Here is a 19,723-nt window from a genome sequence, read left to right as displayed (position 1 = left end):
CCTTCACGAACAAGTTTTTCTTTTCAAAAATATTTTTTATAAATTTCAAAAGCACATGCCTGAATATTCCTCTTTTCACGTAACTTTGTTTCCTAAAATTTTGAATATGAAAAAAATTGCGGCCATACACGATTTATCCGGTTACGGAAGAGCCTCCCTGACCGTTGCCATACCGATACTTTCTCATATGGGATATCAGGTATGTCCACTTCCTACGGCTATATTATCGGCACATAGCGAATACCCGAACTTCCGTTCACTCGATTTGACCGATTTTATGGAAGAGTATATCGCACACTGGAAAGCATTAAACCTGCATTTCGATGCGATTTACTCCGGTTACCTCGCATCCGTAAAGCAGATGGAAATCGTATCCGATTTTTTTCACCATTTCAAAAACGAACAGAACTTCATATTGGTAGATCCTGTACTCGGTGATCACGGTTCCCTTTATCCGAACATGGATCAAGCTATGGTAGAAGGAATGAAACACCTATGTACTCAAGCCAAAGTAATTACCCCTAATCTAACGGAAGCCGCATTTTTACTCGGGGAAAACAGTATCAAAGAAATTTCGGCAGAGCAAACGTTGGGATGGTGTAAAGCCCTATCTCAATTCGGACCGGAACACGTGATCATCACTTCCGCCCCGGGCAATCATCCCCAAGATATCGTAACGATAGCCTATAACCGGACCGACAACCGTTACTGGGAAGTCATTTGCGATCACATCCCGGCATCCTATCCGGGAACAGGAGATGCCTTCGCCAGCGTAATTACGGGTAGTCTACTAAACGGAGACAGCCTTCCCGAAGCTATCGACCGTGCCGTTCATTTTATCAATATGGGAATCAAGGCCACTTTCGGTTACAGGCACAACCCTCTCGACGGCATGAATCAAGAGAAAGTATTACACTACCTGAACGAGCCCCTACCTTATTACAGGTATCAACTGATAGAAGAACCGAAAACGACCGACCGGACATGACAAAAGCCATTATCATTGATTTTGACGGCACAACTCTTCCCCGCCAATGGCATTCCGTGAGTGAAGAAAACCGGAAGGCTTTGGAAAGAGCGGGAGAGATGGGCATCATCCGGATTTTAGCAACCGGACGTTCTCTTTTCTCTTTTAACCACGTTCTTCCCGAAGGGTTGCCCATAGATTATATGGTATTTTCCTCCGGTGCCGGAATCATGCAATGGGAAAACCGCCGAATCACGCGATCCCGGGAATTAACAGTTGAAGAAACCCGGGAGATAGCCTCCTTTTTATGGAAATACGATGTCAATTTTACCATCCAGAAACGCATTCCGGATAATCATTTTTTTTATTACAGGCATATTGCCCGGCAACATGAAGATTTCAGACGCCGGATAGAAAATTATCCCGGCTTAGGAACACCGATGCCCCAACCGGAGAAGATCAACGAAGGTGCAACCCAATTTCTGACCATTTTAGGAGCGGAGCAAGCCGCTCTGCACGAAGAGATACAGCAACAACTCTCCTCCTATTCTGTTATTCGAGCAACCTCCCCTATCGATAACCAGGCCATATGGACTGAAATATTCGCCAAAGACGTGAACAAAGGAAGCAGTTGTGAACTTCTCCTGAATCAACTCGGCATCTCTTTTTCCGAATGTGCCGGATTAGGAAACGATTACAACGACCTGGATTTTCTGGAACGGTGCGGTTTTTCCTTCGTCGTGGCGAATGCCCCGGAACCCCTCACAAAGCGATTCAAAAAGGTTCCCGCCGATATCGACAACGGTCTTGCTGCCTTTATCCGCCAAACCCTCGATCTATAAACAGACTATTGACCCCTGTATTTCCATTTCACGGCATCGGCTATTATTACGCCGGAAAACTAACTTTACATTCGCCGATCTTAACAAGAATCTGCGTTTTGCTGGTCCTACACCTATTTTAAATATCCCTACCGGAACGGAGACAATCCCTTCCGTAGGGGCATCGTAATTTAAAACTCGATTCCTCCTTCCTCGTGTGCCAAACGCTTACCTCTTTCATTTCAAGCAACGGAAATACGACTCTCACGCGTGACAGCAGATATCGTTTCAGATAATTCCTTTTCTTTCCAAAAGGTCTTTCATTTGTTGTTCCAATTTAATAGCTTCAACTCGGGCTCTTACGGCAAAATTTTCCGTGTTATCGGCAAAGATAATTCCGCGGGAAGAGTTGACGATCAACCCGCAATGATCATTCATTCCGTACTTAGCTACCTCTTCCAAGCTACCGCCCTGTGCTCCTACACCCGGAACCAATAAAAAATGATTCGGCACAATTTCCCGGATATTCTCTAACATCTCTGCTTTGGTCGCTCCGACCACGTACATCATATTCCGTTCATTCCCCCATTCCTGAGATTTACGCAATACCCGCTCGTACAATTTCTCCCCGTTCTCCTCGAAAAACTGAAAATCATACGCTCCTTTATTCGAAGTCAAAGCTAACAAGATCACCCATTTCCCCTCGTATTTTAAAAACGGGGTTACGGAATCTTCTCCCATATACGGAGCTACCGTTATAGAGTCGAAATCTAATGTCTCCAAAAAGGCACGCGCGTACATTTCCGAAGTATTCCCGATATCTCCGCGCTTGGCATCGGCAATGGTCAGCACCTCCGGATAATTCGTTTTTATATATTCAATCGTCTTTCCCAAGCTCTCCCATCCTTCCACGCCGCGACTCTCGTAAAAAGCGATATTCGGTTTATAGGCAACCGTTATATCCGCCGTCGCATCTATTATAGCTTTATTAAACTCGTATACAGGATCTTCTGCATCCAATAAATGCTGCGGAATCTTCTTTATATCGGAATCCAATCCGACGCAAAGGAAGGACTTCTTCCTCTTAATCTGTTCAAACAACTCTTGGTACAACATATTTATTGATTTTGTGATTCTCCGATTTAGAGATTTTGTGATTTAGGGATTCTGTGATTTAGGGATTCTGTGATTTAGGGATTCAAATCTCCTAATCCTATAATCCCCTAATCATCGAATCTCACAATCGCTCAATCCATTAGTTTTTTAATTTACAATCAAAACCCGCTTTCCTTTAGTTTTTCCGTATTCTCCTCTATCTGCAACTTCTCTATAATTTCATGCAAATCTCCGTCCATGATAGCGGCCAAATTATACAACGTCAAATTAATCCGATGATCCGTCACCCGTCCCTGAGGATAATTATAGGTACGGATCTTTGCCGAACGATCTCCGGTAGATACCATCGTTTTCCGTTTAGAAGCAATCTCATCCATGTATTTCTGGTACTCGATAGCATAAATTCGGGAACGTAACTCTTTCATAGCTTTCGCCAGGTTCTTAATCTGCGACTTCTCGTCCTGACAAGTTACCACGATCCCCGTGGGAATATGCGTCAACCGAATAGCCGAATAAGTGGTATTTACCGATTGCCCTCCAGGACCGGAAGAACAGTAGGTGTCCTTGCGAATATCCGAAGGATTCAACTCCACATCCACCTCTTCGGCCTCAGGCAAAACAGCCACGGTTGCAGCAGAAGTATGCACCCGTCCCTGTGTTTCGGTCGCCGGCACGCGTTGTACCCGGTGTACCCCGGATTCGTACTTCATAATACCATACACGCCTTCGCCCGAAATATTAGCCACAATCTCTTTATATCCCCCGGAAGTTCCTTCACTCACGTTCGTCACCTCCATCTTCCAACGTTTGGTTTCACAAAACTTCGTGTACATACGGAACAGATCTCCCGCAAAAATACAGGCCTCGTCTCCACCCGTCCCCGCACGTATTTCTAAAATGACATTCTTGGAATCCTCCGGATCTGCCGGAATCAATAACATCTTCACCCGATTTTCTATCTCCGGAATTTTCTCTAACAACTCGTCCAATTCCAACTGAGCCATCTCCCGCAACTCCTTATCGTTCTCGTGCTCCAGAATCTCCTCTGCCTCTTCACGTAACTTCACTGCATTCTTTAACTCGTCAGCCGCTTCTACAATCTGTTCCAAATCCCTATACTCCTTATTCAACTTTACAAACCGATTGATATCCTGAATCACTTCGGGATCCGTAATCAGTTGTCCGATCTCGCGGAAACGAATATAAAATGTCTCTAACTTCTCTAAAAGGGCATTATCACTCATATACATTTAATTATAATTCCCGCGAAAATAATAAAAACAAAACAGTTTTCAATCCATTTCATCACAAATCCCCGTTTATGTCCGGACTTGTAAAGCACAAGAACAATCCGGATGTGGTTCGAATCACCTCCAGACTCCCCGTTTTTTATAAAACAATAGAAATATCAACAGATTTAAATATACATCTATTCCCTCAACGGCTCCTCCAGATTTTTCCCAACCAAATCACTCAACTCGATTTCCAAAGCACTACAAATCAAACAAAGCGTTTTTATGGTAACATTACTTTTACCAGCCTCTATTCGGCTCATATTCGAACGTTCTATTTCGCATTTATAAGCAAGTTCTTGTATTGTAAGATTTCTACTCATTCTTATTCGTTTGATATTCAATGCTATTCGATGTATTTCTTCGTCGTAATCCATTTTATTACGTATCATATTTGATACGCAAATTTTTTACTTTATATTTGCAAGATGCGTATCATAAATGATACGCCGTGATTTATATCAATAACGTTGCAGCATGAAAAAAGTTATTCTACTCATTATTACGGTCGTGGGAGTACTTACTATTATTCCCATTCGCGGTTTCTCGCAAAATATAACGGATTTTTTCTTTCAGGAAAAACAAATACACACCCTCACCGATGGAAAAAATCAGACAGAAACTTACCAGATACAGCGCTATGATAAAAATACGGTTTATCTGGTTTATACCTTATCAATAAAACACCAAACAATTCGAACGATCTCCCTTAAACTTCAATTTCAAAAGAGTTGCATTACATCCGAATTCATTCGGATAGCAGGGATTAACGGAAATATGAATCAAAAGAACAAAACAACCGTCTTGGCGTTACCGGGAAAAAAGGGATACAATTACTGGACCAATCAAACCTCCTCGGAACGTCTGGTATACTCCTGCAAATACGTTACATTAACCCTGAACGGGCAACACACGTATAAAGCCTTACAGGTCACCCGGAAAAGTTTCGACTTGTCGAGCAACAAGTCGGTCGTTCCTGATGAAATTTCATATTATATAAAAGGGATGGGACTAATATTGAAAACAGACGGAAAAAACATCCTAAGTTACTCGACAACATTAGATTACAAACCCGATCAAATAGAGATAAAATGATCACGCGTATACACAAATGGATGCCTGCAATCCCGGCCTGCACACTATTAATCGTATGTATCACTTTATTGATTTTGCTACATACGTACCGTGCGGATACGGCCTCCTACTCCTTTCCCGTCAAAGAAGAAAACAGGGACATCACACCTACCCGGGACTCGCTACCCGCAGATTCCGTGTCGAAACTACTCCTTAAAGAAAGCTACAGTATCTTCTAAGGAACGGAAATGAAAATCAGGCAATACTCTTAACAATTTAGCACTCGAAAAACAGGCCCTATGCTGAGAAGAACGAGCCGTTTCCCGCGTAAAAACAGGTTTAGACCCCTGCAATAAAGTTAAAACCGCCATTACTCGCCACAACACAGAAGTCATCCAGGGATACAGAGCGACACGAGGAGGCCTCTTTCCCGCAACACGGGCAATCGTTGAAAACAAATGTTTATAGGAATAATTTCCTCCGCATAGTACAAAACGCTCGGAACGAATCGCCGGATGATTTGCCAGAGCGATCATCGCCACACACACATCACGGACATCGACATAGCCATTTACCCCCAATGTATACACGGGCATTCCCCGTAACGCCCGTTCCATAAGTTGAGCACTACTCCTTCCCCTTAATCCCCCACCCAATATAACAGCCGGATTCACGATGACGGCATTTAACCCCTCGTGAATAAAATTCCACACTATTTTTTCCGATATACCTTTACTTTCCGAGTACAAAGAATGCTCGGAACCCGGAACAACCGGAGTCTCCTCGTCGATACACTCCCCCTCTCTTCTGGCATCTCCTAAAGCCGCAATAGAACTGACAAAACACAAACGCACACCAAAACGAAGACATAAGCGACAAATAACCTCCGTCCCTTTTATATTCGTTTCCAGCAACTGGTCTCGATCACTTCCGTGAAAAGAAACGACCGCAGCACAATGATACACGACAGCAGCCTCTTTCACATAGGCAATCAAAGTCTCTTCATCCAGAACATCACCCGTAACCCATCTCACCCGTTTCTCGGCAAACTCAGGCATATCGGAATAACGAGAAAAGAGAGCCATCGTCTCGTCCGTTCGACTCTCTTTTCTTTTTAAAGCTATAATGTCTTTTTCGGTTTTCGCCAAATGACATAACAAATGACTCCCCAACAGACCCGTGGCCCCAGTTACAAAAACCATATATTCGAAAATCTATTCCGCCCAATCGAAAACAAAATTCTGTTTTACGTCAGGGTGTAAACTTAAATGGACGGGACAAGTATGAGCGACCCGTTCCAATACTGTTTTATCTTTTCCGGAAAATGCACGGGCCGGCATATGAAAAATAACATCAATTTCGGCTATCCGACGTGGCTCTGCCGCCATTTTTTTGGTGATTTCTATTTCCGCTCCCGACAAATCGAGTCCATTGTTTTTCGCGTATATTCCCATGATCGTCATCGCACAAGCGGCCAAAGAAGTAGCACACAAATCCGTGGGAGAAAAAGCTTCTCCTTTACCGTTATTGTCTGTCGGCGCATCCGTAATAATCGTTGTTCCGCTTTGCAAATGAGTGCATTCCAAACGCAAGTCTCCTAAATATTTTGCTTTTACTGTTGTCATAACCTCTATCTTTAATTTTGATTTTCAAAGATAACAAATTACTTTAAATTTGATACAAATATCGAATATTTGATCTTTTTTACTCCTGTAGACAGTTTTAGCACAGTTTTTGATATTTACAAGTACCCTTTTGACACTTTAGAATGCCGGGGAAACTGACTTATCCTTTACATCACACACACTAAAAACAGAAGAGCCCGGCATTCTATTCTTCTCGTCCCACCTAAAACAGGCCGACGGCATCGGGGATATGTTCTATTTTCATCTCCGCTCCTATCACCAATATCAAATCAAAACGAATTTCCCGTCGAATATTCTTGCACGTGAGATAAGCAGCTCCGGCAGCTAATAAATTTTTTTTCTTCTTCAACGACAACAACTCTTCCGGATAGGCTTCCGGCATCATCCGGGTTTTTACTTCTATCACCACAAGGACATCACCGTCGAGGGCAATAAAATCCAACTCTCTGCGCCCGATACGCCAATTCCTTTCCAACACGACATACCCCTGTTCGAGAAGAAAGTAATATACCTTTTCCTCTCCAATCTTACCGTAATCGTTATGCCGTGCCATATTGAAAAATGTCTACAAATCACCGTTTCCATCCCCTCAAAATAGTTGCCTTCACATGGAAATAAAAGCAATTACCCCACGTAATACCCGTATTTTTCAGACAAATACATACTAATCCCAATTTACAGGCTAAAAAGAGTTTTGCAATGATATATAAAAGCATCGAAAACGCAAAATTTTTATTGCAAATTCATAATATATCTCTAATTCAAGAGTTTAATTTAAGGATTGATTTTTTATTTGTTTTGGAATCTCGCCCTAAATCATTATCTTTGTATGATTTTTGGGAAAAGTAGTAGTTATGGCTAAAAAAAGAGTTTTATTTATCTCCCAAGAGATAGTTCCGTACCTTCCGGAATCGGAAATGGCAAATATCGGCAGGTATCTACCTCAAGGGATTCAAGACAAAGGAAAAGAAATTAGAACGTTTATGCCTCGATATGGCTGTATAAACGAACGACGCAATCAACTGCATGAGGTGATCAGACTTTCCGGGATGAATTTAATTATTAATGATACGGATCACCCTCTCATCATAAAAGTTGCCTCCATACAAGCAGCAAGGATGCAGGTCTATTTTATCGATAACGATGATTATTTCCAAAGAAAACACGTGATTACCGATAGTGAAGGGAATTTTTTTGACGATAATGATGAAAGGGCCATATTCTTCGCTCGCGGAGTATTCGAAACCGTACGCAAACTGAGATGGGCTCCGGATTTAATTTATTGTCAAGGCTGGTTGACATCACTCGTACCTCTTTATTTAAAAAAAGAATACCATGATGATCCGGTATTCTCAAAAGCAAAAGTAGTATTTTCGACGTACAACGATAAATTCGAAGGGAGCTTAAATCATAAATTTGCAGAAAAAGCGATTACGGAAGGCGTATACCCGAAAGATTTGACACTCGTGAAGGAACCTACTCACACGAATATCAACAAATTGGCGTTTCAATATTCTGATGGAATCATTTTCAATCAACCCGATATCGAAAATGAATTGAAGGCATTCGCGGAAGCATCCGGAAAACCGATTTTAGAATATCCCGGAGAGGAGTCGTATGTCGACCAATATTCCGATTTCTTTGACAAAATTATAGGATAATGTTATAACAAACGTCATTTTCGTTTGTCTAAAAAAATAAGTATATGTGTGGTATCGTAGGATATATTGGGTCGAGAGAGGCCTATCCAATCTTAATTAACGGTTTAAAACGATTAGAGTACAGAGGATATGATTCTGCCGGCATTGCCTTAATGGACGACGAGCAAATCAATATTTACAAATGCAAAGGACGGGTCATCGATCTGGAAAATCATATTACGGGTCAACAAACGAAAGCGACAATCGGAATGGGACATACCCGCTGGGCCACTCATGGAGAACCGAATGATGCCAATGCACACCCGCAAACATCTATGAATGGTATTTTCTCTATCATCCATAACGGCATCATCGAAAATCACGCTTTATTGAAGGAAAAACTAACGGCAAGAGGATACGTTTTCACCAGCGAAACCGACACGGAGATATTAGCCAATCTGATCGAATACATCTACCTGAAAGGAAAAGTTTCGGCGGAAATAGCGGTACGTCTCGCTTTGACAAAAGTCATCGGAGCCTACGGCTTGGTCGTCATGTGTGAAAACGAGAAAGACAAACTCATCGTGGCGAGAAAAGGTAGTCCGCTTGTAATAGGGGTTGGCCAAAATGAATATTTCGTGGCTTCGGATGCAACACCTATCGTAGAGTATACCAAAAATGTGATTTACCTGAATGACGATGATATCGCGGTGTTGAAAAAGGACGAAATGGTTCTTAAGAACTTACAAAACAATCTTCTGACTCCCAATATCCAACAAATCGATATCGATATTGAAAAAATAGAAAAAGGAGGCTTTCCGCATTTTATGTTGAAAGAGATTTACGAGCAAGTAAATTCTATTTACGATACCATCCGGGGACGAGTTAACGTAGAAGCTTCCGAGATTTACCTGGGAGGTATTTCCGAAATTATCCCTCAAATGATCCGGGCTCAACGTATTATCATTATTGGATGCGGAACCTCCTGGCATGCAGGACTGGTAGGAGAATACCTACTGGAAGAGTTTGCCCGGATTCCCGTGGAGGTAGAATACGCCTCTGAATTCCGTTACAGGAATCCCGTAGTCACTCCGGACGATATCGTGATCGCCATCTCCCAGAGCGGAGAAACAGCAGACACGCTTGCAGCCATCAAATTCGCCAAACAAAAAGAAGCTACCGTTATGGGCATATGCAATGTGGTAGGCTCCAGTATCGCCAGAGAAACCCACGCCGGAGTATACACGCATGCCGGTCCCGAAATCGGAGTAGCCTCTACAAAAGCGTTCACGGCCCAGATTTCTGTTTTAACCATGATGGCTTTACAAATCGGCTACCGGAAAGGAACGCTACCTATTGAATGTTATCACAAATACATACACGAACTATATAATCTGCCCGACAAGATAAAAGAAATTCTACACCAAAACGAGCAGATCAAAAAAATTGCAGAAGCCTATAAAGATTCAACAAATGCCATATACCTGGGAAGGGGCAGTCAGTTCCCCGTTGCCCTGGAAGGAGCCCTGAAATTGAAGGAGATCTCGTACATTCATGCAGAAGGTTATCCCGCGGCAGAAATGAAACACGGTCCCATCGCCCTTATTGACGAAAACATGCCGGTATTTGCCATTGCAACGAAAGATAACTTTTATGAAAAGATTGTATCGAACATAAAAGAAGTACAATCCCGCAAAGGCCATGTTATCGCCTTAGTCAATAATAATGACGTACAGGTAAAGAAAATGGCAGAGCACGTGATCGAGATCCCGGAGACACTTGAATACCTCTCTCCCCTTCTAAACGTGATTCCATTACAGTTGATCTCCTATCATATTGCCGTGATGCGGGGATGCAACGTGGATATGCCGCGAAATTTGGCGAAATCCGTAACCGTAGAATAACAGAACAAGTTGATTCTGTGATTGGGTAATTCAATGATTCCGTGATTTGAAGTTCGAATCTCGGAATCATTGAATCTCTTATCCTGTAATCGTCAAGAAATAATCCCTCGGGGCTTGGACGTTCTCGTCGGTCGTGTAAACGATTTTTGTTCACTACCCTCCGGGACTCGCTTCGCTCAGACCGTCCGTCGGGTAGCCGCTCCGAAAACCGAACACGACGCTCGCCGTTCGCTATTGATGCCCCTTCGTTTTTATCCCTTTCCCTTCAATCAATTGTAAATTTTAAATGTAGATTGTAAATTAATTTTTGATTTTAGATTTATGATTAAGATTCTGATCTTACCCTCTTTAAATCGTAAATCTCTTTTATCTCTTAATCCCCAATCACTGAATCACTGAATCCTTTAATCCCTTGATTCTTCAAATCATAAATCTAAAATCCGAAATCGTAAATCTCTTTTATCCCTTAATCCCCAATCACTGAATCACTAAATCATTGAATCCTTTAATCTTTTGCTTCTTTAAATCGTAAATCTAAAATCCAAAATCGTAAATCTTTTTATCTCTTAATCTCTATATTCATAGAAATAATTCTGGTTCTCGCCTCTCTTTTAACCCTTCTTCCAACTCCTGTTTATGGTAAAGATATCCGGCATCCTCATAATATTTGGCTCCCGTCGGACATCTTTTTATACAGGCCCCGCACTTTATACAGATCCCCGTGAAGAGACGTACATCTTCATAACTTATTGAACCCATAGGGCAAACCAGAGCACACAATTTGCAATCGTTGCACTTTTCATCAGTCAACGGTTTCACTTTACGAATATCCACGGCATTTCCTTTACGATCCCGGGGAGTATAATAACCGCGATAGGGGTAAGGCATTCCTTTTACTTCCACCGAAACTTTTATATCGTATCCTTCCTTACATTTTTCCACCACCCGGACGACAAACGCACTTGCCGTTTCCATATCCCTCTCGTCCGGACGCCCCTTGGCCAACACACGCGAAAAGGAGTGTTCTCCGATAAATGCCGCCGCGGCCATCGTATGCAAACCGGCTCTCTCCATGATATCCCTGAGTTCTATCAAAGCATCGTCATAATCCCGGTTACCGAATAACACAACCGGTATTCCAATCGCCTCATTACCTTCTACGGTTGCCAGATATTTCAATAAAACATTGGGTACCCGTCCGGCGTAGACCGGTGTTCCCAACACCACAATATCCGTTTTTTTCAAAGTTAAAACCGTTGATCTGGCCATTGGCAGGGTAAAGTCGTAACACGCTACCGGCACCTCCAGTATCCGGGCAATTTCCAAAGCGATAGCAGACACGATCTTTTGGGTTGTGCCCGTCGGACTGAAATAAACAGCAATAACTCTATCCGCCATTCCGATTACTTTTCCAAACTCTTCTGCCACTTCCAGGCGTTCACCATTGTCTCTTCAATCGGAGTCTCGGCCCTCCAGCCCAACTCTTTATTAGCTAAAGTCGTATCAGCCCATACCTTCTCCACGTCGCCAGGCCGGCGTCCGACAATCTTATAGTTAACTTTTATCCCGGTAGCACTCTCAAAGGCATGTATAACCTCCAGCACGGAAAGAGCCTTTCCCGTACCGATATTAAAATACTCGTAGTTCTCCTTATTCCTCTTCTCCAACAAACGTCGGATTGCCAGGACATGAGCCTTAGCCAAATCGACAACGTCGATGTAATCCCGTAAAGGAGAACCGTCGGGAGTATTATAATCATTACCGAAAACACTCAGTTCTTCCCGTATTCCGATAGCTGTTTGTGTCAAATAAGGAATTAAATTATTAGGAACGCCATTAGGCAATTCTCCAATAAATGCCGTCGGATGAGCTCCGATCGGATTGAAATAACGCAAGGCCAATGTACTCATTGAAGGTTCTACCCGCATAAAATCCCGAATAATATCCTCGCTCATTACTTTCGTATTCCCATAAGGAGATTCGGCCTCTTTTCGAGGAGTTTGTTCCGTAACGGGCAATATATCAGCTTGTCCGTACACGGTACAAGAAGAAGAAAATACCAGGTATTTCACTCCAAATTCCCGCATACAAAACAAAACATTCATCAAAGAATTCAAATTATTATAATAATATTCCAAAGGCTTGTTCACCGATTCTCCTACCGCTTTTAAAGCAGCAAAATGAATAATAGCTTCGATATCCCTATGACGGGCAAAGAAATCTCGTGTTTCGGCCAGATCCGTCAATTCGATCTGCTCAAATTCCGGTCGAATACCTGTGATTTTTTGGATGCCATCCAACACCTGAAGATTAGAATTAATCAAATTATCCGCAATGACAACCTCATAACCCCTTTGTTGAAGTTCAACAACCGTATGTGATCCGATATATCCCGTTCCGCCCGTTACAAAAACCTTCATAGTACCATATATTTTTTTCAATTTATAACTTTCTGAGCCACCGCTACAGAGACTACAAAGTAAATAATAATAATTCAAAATGCCCAAAAATACCTTGTGTTCGTATTCTTTTTTCTTACCTTTGCCGTATGTACAAATATATTGAACACATAGAAGACCTTCTCTATCTGCATGATTGCGTGATAGTTCCCGGATTCGGTGGCTTTATCGGTAATTACACAGAGGCCACCATTCATCCGAAAACAGGAATTTTAACACCTCCCTCCAAAAAGGTGGTGTTCAATAAACATTTGAAGCAAAATGACGGACTGTTAATCCATTGGATTGCCCGGAAAGAAAAAATCGATTACGAAAAAGCAGAACGTCGTTTATCACTTTTTTGCGAAGAACTAAAAGTTCGATTAAACCAAAACCAAAAAATAATATTCGGCTCTATCGGTACCTTTTACACGGATCGTCGTTTCAATATAGTATTCGAACCCGGAGAACAAAATTTTCTGGCCGATACGATCGGCATGCACGCCATCGAGGTCTCCCCTTCCGGTAAAAAAAGCATTCGCGCAGAATATATTAACACAGACTCGGGCAATCTGGTTACACGTCTATTCAAATACGGGCTTTCAGCCGCTATGATCACGGGTATCATAATCATTTCACAACAGGATATATTCAAGACGGATCATCAGGCAGAGACAAGCAACCTGCAACCGACGGCCATTCAAGCGAAGACGAAGCCCGTTCACGCCCCCGCCATTATTTCACCCGATTGTGATTTTGTAGAATTTGATCCGCTCTCTACTTTGTAGTCCATCCGGCCCAATAACCGACAAGAGAAAAAAGAATATAGAGGGGTATCAGAAAAGTCAAAAAGCCGATCTGAAACAGGATAGCCAAGAGTACAGCCGTTCCGAAATAAAGATAACGTATCCGATTGGCTTTCCATGAGAAATCAGTTATCTTCAAGGAGAACATGGGTAATTCAACGACTAATAGCACGGACAAAATGATAACGCACCCGAAAAGTACCCAAACATTTCCCCACAGATAAGGGAAAAGTTCATTATTCCAATAATAAGATAACACCAGACAGACCCAGAACAAGGCATTTGCAGGGGTCGGCATACCGATAAACGAGTAGGCCTGACGAGTATCCAAATTAAATTTAGCCAAACGAAAAGCGGAAAAAGCGGGAATAAGCAAGGGGGAATACATCAAAACATACTCGATCCATGAATAAGAGGAATCCGGCGAAAACTGAGCTCCGGATAACAAGGACAACTTGATCAACAAATGAGCCATAACGGCAGGGACCACGCCGAAACTTACCATATCAGCCATCGAGTCCAACTCTTTCCCCATTTCCGACTTCACATGCAATAATCTTGCGGCAAATCCATCAAAAAAATCAAAAACCATGGCCAACAATACCAATAAAGCAGCCACCAATAAATTATCGTACATCGCCATAAAAACGGCCATTGTTCCGGAAATAACATTCATGCAGGTGATCAGGTTCGGAATTTGTTTTCTCATAAGTCTATGATATTTAATACGAGTACGAAAGTAGTGCTTTTTACCCTAAATAAATCACATTTTTATTACTTTTGTCATAAAATTATAGGGCATGACCAAATTTCTTATCATTAGATTCAGCTCCATCGGAGACATCATTCAATGCATGAATGTCATCAGTGGCATTAAAAATCATTTCCCGGATTCGGAGATTCATTGGATTGCGCGAAAAGACATGGCCTCTTTTCTTCATATGGATAAAAGAATCGACAAAGTATGGGAATTTGATAAGAAAAGCGGCTTAAAAGGTCTTTTAAAGATTGCCCGGCAACTCAAAGCCGAGCAGTTCGACTACCTCTACGATGCACATAGCAATATCCGGTCGAATCTATTGAAGACGGTTCTATTGCCGCCTTGCCGGAAGTTGCTGCACCGGAAACCGGATTACGTGTTAAGAAAGAAAGAACGCTGGAAACGATTTTTACTGTTTAAATTAGGAATCAACAAATTCGACAACCCTTTCAAAGGAATTACCTCTTACCGGAAACCCTTGGCCCAATGGGGGATTACCCGTTTTGATTCAAACTATTCCGATTGGTATTTCCCGGCCGATTTCGAAAAGCGCTTAACACCCCTGATCGACAGGCAAACCATCACCCTCGTCCCATCGGCCAATTGGGAGATGAAACGCTGGCCCGTCGGCTACTGGCAGCAAATCATACAACTCCTCCCGGAATACAAATTCCTCATCCTTGCCGGGCCGTCGGACTCCTTCTGCGAAACCATCCGAGCCGTCGCCCCGGAGCGAGTAAACAATATGGCAGGAAAAACTTCTTTGCTGGAATCCTGTTACCTGGTCAAGCAATCCAATCTGGTTATCAGCGGAGACACCGGATTCTTACACGCGGCAGATCTTTTTCATACACCGGGCATCGCCCTGATGGGGCCCACGGCTTTCGGGTTCCCGACGGGAGAAGAGATCAAAGTGATGGAGGTTCCCCTCCCCTGCCGTCCCTGCACAAAAGACGGACACGGCAAATGCAAGCAATCGGTTTGGCAAAAATGCATGGTCGATATTACCCCCAATAGAGTAGCAGGGCAAGTGAAACGAATGCTTAAGTAATCTTATATTTTCTCACTTTCTAAACTAACCCGAAATACGGTTCCCACTCCCTCTTCACTCTCGAAAGTGACGGTTCCGCCCATACTTTCTATGATCTTATAAGACATGGCCAATCCTAACCCCATGCCTCCGGATTTTGTCGTAAAATTCGGTTCCGATATGTGATTTCGTATTCCTTCAGGTATTCCAACGCCATTATCCCTTACCTCCAATACCACACTACCGTCTTTATGAATCAAAGTAACCGTAATCAACCCCTCCCTATCTTCCGGAATACTTTGTTCCGCATTTTTCAATAAATTTACAATCACCCGGTTAACCTGCTCCTTGTCACCATACACCAATACATTCGACTCTATCTCACAAATCATTCGATCCACATTATTTTCAAACAATGTGGTACATCCCTGAACCAATTCGCTCAAATTAAACCACTCGCTATTAGCTATCGGCATTTTTGCAAAATCGGAAAAAGCAGAAGCGATGGAGGCCATATGATCGATTTGTTCTACCAAAATAGAGGATATATCTTTAAAACGCTGCCGTACCTCTTCCACGTTACCGCCTTGCAACGTCCGCTGCAAAAACTGGATGTTCAATTTCATCGGTGTCAGAGGATTTTTAATCTCATGGGCAATTTGACGGGCCATTTCACGCCAGGCCGTTTCCCGTTCAGACTTGGCCAATTTCTTTACACTATCCTCCAATTTATCCACCATCCCGTTATACTCCTTCACCAACATCCCCACTTCATCCCGCTGATTATAAACAATTTTCTCATTTTTTCCTCCTACCCGCATTAAACGCAATTTTTCATTCACCATTTGTAAAGGTTTAGTTACCCGCTCCGCGACAATTCCCGAAAAAATAAATGCCAGTACCATCACGATCATGGCAATATTTATAGCAATGATCACAAACAGCATTATATCCACGTTCAATTCGTCACTCTTGGTAAAATAAGGGATGTTTAACACGTAAGCTTCGTTATTCTCCAACATCATCGGAACGTAGGCCGACATATAATCCAGCTCTCCAATCTTCTCCTCCTGTACAAAACTCGTTGCCTTTTCTTTCACCAATTTCCGGTAAGCGATAGGATTCAACAAGGTTCCCTTGAAACCTTTTTCAAAGATAACAGGTTGAGAAGTAGCCACCAACCTTCCCGTTTGATCGTATATATTAATATCGACCCATAACATTCTGGCAATCTTGTATAGAATATCTTGAATTTGAGGACACACCTGTATATCGATACAATCATATTTTTCTAACTCTTTACTGATGTATTTGGATATCTGAACTACCTTCATACTCTGTTTTCTTTCCACACTATCCGTATTCACAACGATGCTCATCACCGTCATAATAATGAAAAGGGCGCTTATCAATGAAATGATATTGCTTTTAATCCGTCTTTTCAGGGTCTCCTGCCTGAAATTAATCCATTCTTGTCCCTCAAAACGGAAAAACAAACCATAAGAAGAGAACAGCACGCACACGAAAATAGCATAAAGCACATTCAGATAATAAAGAGCAAATATATCATCGCCCAAACTAATCACGAAGACCCCACTCTTACCCACAGGGATAATCATGTGCGAATAGTGATCTTTTGTCAAAATCTCCACATGTTCAAAATCACTTTTCCCGAATTGTTCCAAGCGTTTATAATAGTTAAACTCGCCCTTGGAAGTCAATAAAACTCCATCTTTATATTTTGCATAAGAATAAGGATACACAACCGTTCTATCCTCGGACGCCTCTTTCGATAAAACCTGCGAATACCCGATAGCCTCACCTTCATCTTTTGAATCGAAACGCAGGTATAATTTACTCGGCCCCGCGGGTGTTTTAAAATCAAAAAGTCCGACATAAGAGATCATTCCGTCGAAATCATCGATATTGTAAAAAGAGGTATTCTCTATTTGCACTCCCGTACTGTCAATCAATGCACGGAAGTAGGAGTTACAATCTTCTATCGCAAAACCGGGTTCCAGCAACAAACTATCCTTATCGGTACATAAAAATACCCTACAATCGAAATAAAAACCGGAAAGATCTGTCAACTCATCCAAGATTTTTCGGGTAATCCCTTCTTCATCCCGAAGATCGACCAAAGAATCCAGTTCTCTCGAAGTTTTGATCACCTGGTCTATTTCCATCAATTTCTTTTCGAACTGCGAATCCCGTTCTCCGATAATTTCTGTCGCGTATTTTGCCCGGATCGTTATCTCCCGGTGAATCTCACTACTTTTAGACAAAAAGATAACATATACAGAAACAACGACCAGTGCTATCATAAAAATACTCTTTTGTGCGTCAGGCTTTACAAGGTAGATGTTTAAAATAAACAGTATATATAAAGATAGCGTAAACAAACACTCCAGAGGAGTAAGAGAAAAATCGAAGAAATAACACAACACCGCACAAAACGCTAAGACAACTATAACTCCTGAAGAAACCTCCCTCAACGAAAAAATATTGTAAAAATAACGCACGGAGCCGTTAATCAATACAAATAGTCCCATCCCTCCAAGAATTAAAGTGATAAAGGCCACGATCGAAGAAAAATCGATGTTTAAAAAACGCGCGATATTCAAACTGACTTGCGTATTCTCGATCAAAGAGTTAATAGAGAAATGTAAAAAATTCGTATACAAAAAAGCAGAAAAAACAAATCCCGACAAAAAAAGATACCTGTATCGTATTAACCGGGGCTCCTTATACTTTATCCGTAGTTTATTCAGCGTTATATACAGAAAATGAGTAAGGCAGAACATCGTCAAAAACAGGTCTCCTACCGGCAAAACCAAGTTCCACTCGGAATTATCCGTCTGGAAGATCGCAAAATGGTATAACGTATAAGGTATCTGATACTGGACCATCAATACCCGAAGCACAACCAAGCACACGAAGAAACCGAATGCCGCAATCAACTGAACGCGAAAAGACCGGACTCGATCCAACACCACCTCGTAAGCATAAAACAACAAATACAAAAAAGCAAGGTAGAGAATCAATACAAAATAATTGGGCAAGGAATTCTCATAAGCAACGTGACGTTCTACCTGAAACAACCTCTCCCCCTCCTGATTATACACAGTAGGCTCATTCGGGACCCGAGAGATATGAAGGATCACACTTTCCGCATCTTCCACGTTAACACCAAAAACGGAATTAAAATTATTCTTAATATAATTGTTCGTGTAAGGATAATCATCCTTTAAGAAAAGCAAAGCAAAAAAGTCGACATCACCTACCGAATGTCGTCTTATGTCATAGTAAATATTATTGATCTTAACCAGGTTTCCGGCCTCTTTTAACTTGTCGTACAAATTGGGTTCCCCAACCTGCTCACTACTCCAATACCTTAATTCTCCACGTTCAAAGGCAACTAAAATAACATTTTTACTTTTCCATTCTATATTACTGATATCCGCGGGAATAACGATCTTTTTCAACTGCTCGTCAACATGTCGTTCTTCCCGGTGCAGCCGCTTCTCAAAAATAGCCAACTGCTCCTCTTCAGTTTGTGTCCTGATCATGTATTCCCAAGACAAAGCCGAAATAAGGCATGCAAACATCAATAATACAACGATCCAAAATTTCTTCATTTTATTCTCCTTTAGCCATGCAATCCGGCATCTTATTATTCATGGTGGTAAGGTTCTCCCCTTAATATAGTCATGGCCCGATACAACTGTTCCACAAAAACCATTCTCACCATCTGGTGTGAATAGGTCATCCTGGACAGCGAAATCTTCGCGTGAGCCTCCTTGTATACCTGTTCCGAGAACCCATAAGGCCCTCCGATAATAAAAACCAAACGCCTTGTACCTACCAGCATCTTTTGTGCCAAAAATTCGGAAAACCCTTTTGAAGTGTACTCATACCCTTTCTCATCCAACAAAACGACCACATCCGAAGACTCCAACTGTCCCAAAATAAGCTCCCCCTCCTTCTCCTTCTGTTGGTTCTCCGTTAAACTCTTCGCCTTTTTTATATCCGGAATAACCTTCATTTCATAAGGAATATAGAACTTCAAGCGCTTTTCGTACTCTTCAATCCCCGTCCTCAAGTAAGCCGCATCCGTTTTACCGATCACTAATAGACATACCTTCATATAAACATCGTATTAAACACCTCACCCTATCGATTTATTTATCGCCATTCACCTAAATCCACTCTTCTTTTCTAACTCCATA

General features: G+C 42.0%; 19 protein-coding genes. 8 read left to right on the top strand and 11 right to left on the bottom strand.

All coding sequences use genetic code 11. The annotated features are described in order from the left end of the window. The first annotated feature begins 106 nt into the window (after window positions 1–106). Both QZR76_RS04740 and QZR76_RS04735 read left to right on the top strand, forming a co-directional pair. Window positions 107–988 carry a pyridoxamine kinase gene (locus tag QZR76_RS04740; RefSeq protein WP_294140864.1) on the top strand — a complete coding sequence of 294 codons (882 nt, stop codon included), beginning with the start codon at window positions 107–109 and terminating at the stop codon, window positions 986–988. After that, entirely contained in the window at window positions 985–1,809 is an 825-nt protein-coding gene (locus tag QZR76_RS04735) for an HAD family hydrolase (RefSeq protein ID WP_294140863.1), read from the top strand. Before QZR76_RS04740 ends, QZR76_RS04735 begins: the two co-directional genes overlap by 4 nt. 267 nt (window positions 1,810–2,076) lie before the next feature. Here the strand turns inward: QZR76_RS04735 and pyrF are convergent, their stop codons facing one another. The 3 genes from pyrF to QZR76_RS04720 form a co-directional block, all read right to left on the bottom strand. Then, on the bottom strand, window positions 2,077–2,904 hold the full coding sequence (gene pyrF / locus QZR76_RS04730) for an orotidine-5'-phosphate decarboxylase (protein ID WP_294140862.1): 828 nt from the start codon (window positions 2,902–2,904) through the stop codon (window positions 2,077–2,079). Window positions 2,905–3,062: 158 nt separating this feature from the next. Next, a complete protein-coding gene (gene prfA, locus QZR76_RS04725; RefSeq protein WP_294140861.1) occupies window positions 3,063–4,148 on the bottom strand; it encodes a peptide chain release factor 1 in 1,086 nt (361 codons plus the stop codon). A 185-nt stretch (window positions 4,149–4,333) separates the two neighbouring features. After that, the gene (locus QZR76_RS04720; protein WP_294140860.1) at window positions 4,334–4,588 is read right to left on the bottom strand and encodes a helix-turn-helix transcriptional regulator; all 255 of its coding nucleotides are present in this window, start codon (window positions 4,586–4,588) and stop codon (window positions 4,334–4,336) included. A gap of 85 nt (window positions 4,589–4,673) precedes the next feature. On the opposite strand from QZR76_RS04720, the gene QZR76_RS04715 reads away from it, so the two are divergent. Continuing rightward, window positions 4,674–5,291 (top strand): hypothetical protein, encoded by a 618-nt coding sequence (locus tag QZR76_RS04715; RefSeq protein WP_294140859.1) that lies wholly within the window; start codon window positions 4,674–4,676, stop codon window positions 5,289–5,291. Next, the gene (locus QZR76_RS04710) at window positions 5,288–5,509 is read left to right on the top strand and encodes a hypothetical protein (protein WP_294140858.1); all 222 of its coding nucleotides are present in this window, start codon (window positions 5,288–5,290) and stop codon (window positions 5,507–5,509) included. Before QZR76_RS04715 ends, QZR76_RS04710 begins: the two co-directional genes overlap by 4 nt. On the opposite strand, the gene QZR76_RS04705 is transcribed toward QZR76_RS04710, so the two are convergent. From QZR76_RS04705 to QZR76_RS04695, 3 genes are all read right to left on the bottom strand, one after another. Further along, entirely contained in the window at window positions 5,477–6,472 is a 996-nt protein-coding gene (locus tag QZR76_RS04705) for an NAD-dependent epimerase/dehydratase family protein (RefSeq protein WP_294140857.1), read from the bottom strand. The two genes, QZR76_RS04710 and QZR76_RS04705, sit on opposite strands and share 33 nt — an antisense overlap. Before the next feature lie 12 nt (window positions 6,473–6,484). Continuing rightward, a complete protein-coding gene (locus tag QZR76_RS04700) occupies window positions 6,485–6,895 on the bottom strand; it encodes an OsmC family protein (protein ID WP_294140856.1) in 411 nt (136 codons plus the stop codon). A 223-nt stretch (window positions 6,896–7,118) separates the two neighbouring features. Then, window positions 7,119–7,469 carry a YraN family protein gene (locus tag QZR76_RS04695; RefSeq protein WP_294140855.1) on the bottom strand — a complete coding sequence of 117 codons (351 nt, stop codon included), beginning with the start codon at window positions 7,467–7,469 and terminating at the stop codon, window positions 7,119–7,121. A 301-nt stretch (window positions 7,470–7,770) separates the two neighbouring features. On the opposite strand from QZR76_RS04695, the gene QZR76_RS04690 reads away from it, so the two are divergent. Both QZR76_RS04690 and glmS read left to right on the top strand, forming a co-directional pair. Further along, a complete protein-coding gene (locus tag QZR76_RS04690; protein ID WP_294140854.1) occupies window positions 7,771–8,577 on the top strand; it encodes a glycogen/starch synthase in 807 nt (268 codons plus the stop codon). A gap of 44 nt (window positions 8,578–8,621) precedes the next feature. Then, the gene (gene glmS / locus QZR76_RS04685; protein WP_294140853.1) at window positions 8,622–10,460 is read left to right on the top strand and encodes a glutamine--fructose-6-phosphate transaminase (isomerizing); all 1,839 of its coding nucleotides are present in this window, start codon (window positions 8,622–8,624) and stop codon (window positions 10,458–10,460) included. Window positions 10,461–11,039: 579 nt separating this feature from the next. Here the strand turns inward: glmS and QZR76_RS04680 are convergent. Together QZR76_RS04680 and galE are read right to left on the bottom strand one after the other, a co-directional pair. Further along, window positions 11,040–11,888, bottom strand: a complete 849-nt coding sequence (locus tag QZR76_RS04680; RefSeq protein ID WP_294140852.1) for an EFR1 family ferrodoxin — start codon at window positions 11,886–11,888, stop codon at window positions 11,040–11,042. Next, window positions 11,864–12,880: a UDP-glucose 4-epimerase GalE gene (gene galE, locus QZR76_RS04675; protein WP_294140851.1), complete on the bottom strand. Its 1,017-nt coding sequence runs from the start codon at window positions 12,878–12,880 to the stop codon at window positions 11,864–11,866. The genes QZR76_RS04680 and galE overlap by 25 nt, the downstream gene beginning before the upstream one ends. 128 nt (window positions 12,881–13,008) lie before the next feature. Between galE and QZR76_RS04670 the strand changes: the two genes are divergently transcribed. Beyond that, on the top strand, window positions 13,009–13,686 hold the full coding sequence (locus QZR76_RS04670; protein ID WP_294140850.1) for a hypothetical protein: 678 nt from the start codon (window positions 13,009–13,011) through the stop codon (window positions 13,684–13,686). Here the strand turns inward: QZR76_RS04670 and pssA are convergent. Then, window positions 13,676–14,413: a CDP-diacylglycerol--serine O-phosphatidyltransferase gene (pssA, locus tag QZR76_RS04665; RefSeq protein ID WP_294140849.1), complete on the bottom strand. Its 738-nt coding sequence runs from the start codon at window positions 14,411–14,413 to the stop codon at window positions 13,676–13,678. The genes QZR76_RS04670 and pssA overlap by 11 nt on opposite strands. 91 nt (window positions 14,414–14,504) lie before the next feature. On the opposite strand from pssA, the gene QZR76_RS04660 reads away from it, so the two are divergent. After that, window positions 14,505–15,515: a glycosyltransferase family 9 protein gene (locus QZR76_RS04660; RefSeq protein WP_294140848.1), complete on the top strand. Its 1,011-nt coding sequence runs from the start codon at window positions 14,505–14,507 to the stop codon at window positions 15,513–15,515. Between the two features lie 2 nt (window positions 15,516–15,517). Here the strand turns inward: QZR76_RS04660 and QZR76_RS04655 are convergent, their stop codons facing one another. Both QZR76_RS04655 and rlmH read right to left on the bottom strand, forming a co-directional pair. Further along, window positions 15,518–19,132: an ATP-binding protein gene (locus QZR76_RS04655; RefSeq protein WP_294140847.1), complete on the bottom strand. Its 3,615-nt coding sequence runs from the start codon at window positions 19,130–19,132 to the stop codon at window positions 15,518–15,520. A gap of 35 nt (window positions 19,133–19,167) precedes the next feature. Next, a complete protein-coding gene (rlmH, locus tag QZR76_RS04650; protein WP_294140844.1) occupies window positions 19,168–19,641 on the bottom strand; it encodes a 23S rRNA (pseudouridine(1915)-N(3))-methyltransferase RlmH in 474 nt (157 codons plus the stop codon). Window positions 19,642–19,723: the final 82 nt, after the last annotated feature.

The sequence above is a fragment of the uncultured Sanguibacteroides sp. genome, from assembly GCF_900543425.1.
GTDB lineage: Bacteria > Bacteroidota > Bacteroidia > Bacteroidales > Marinifilaceae > Gabonibacter.
Note: the sequence above shows the minus strand (reverse complement) of the source record. Positions and strands in the feature narration are given on the sequence as shown.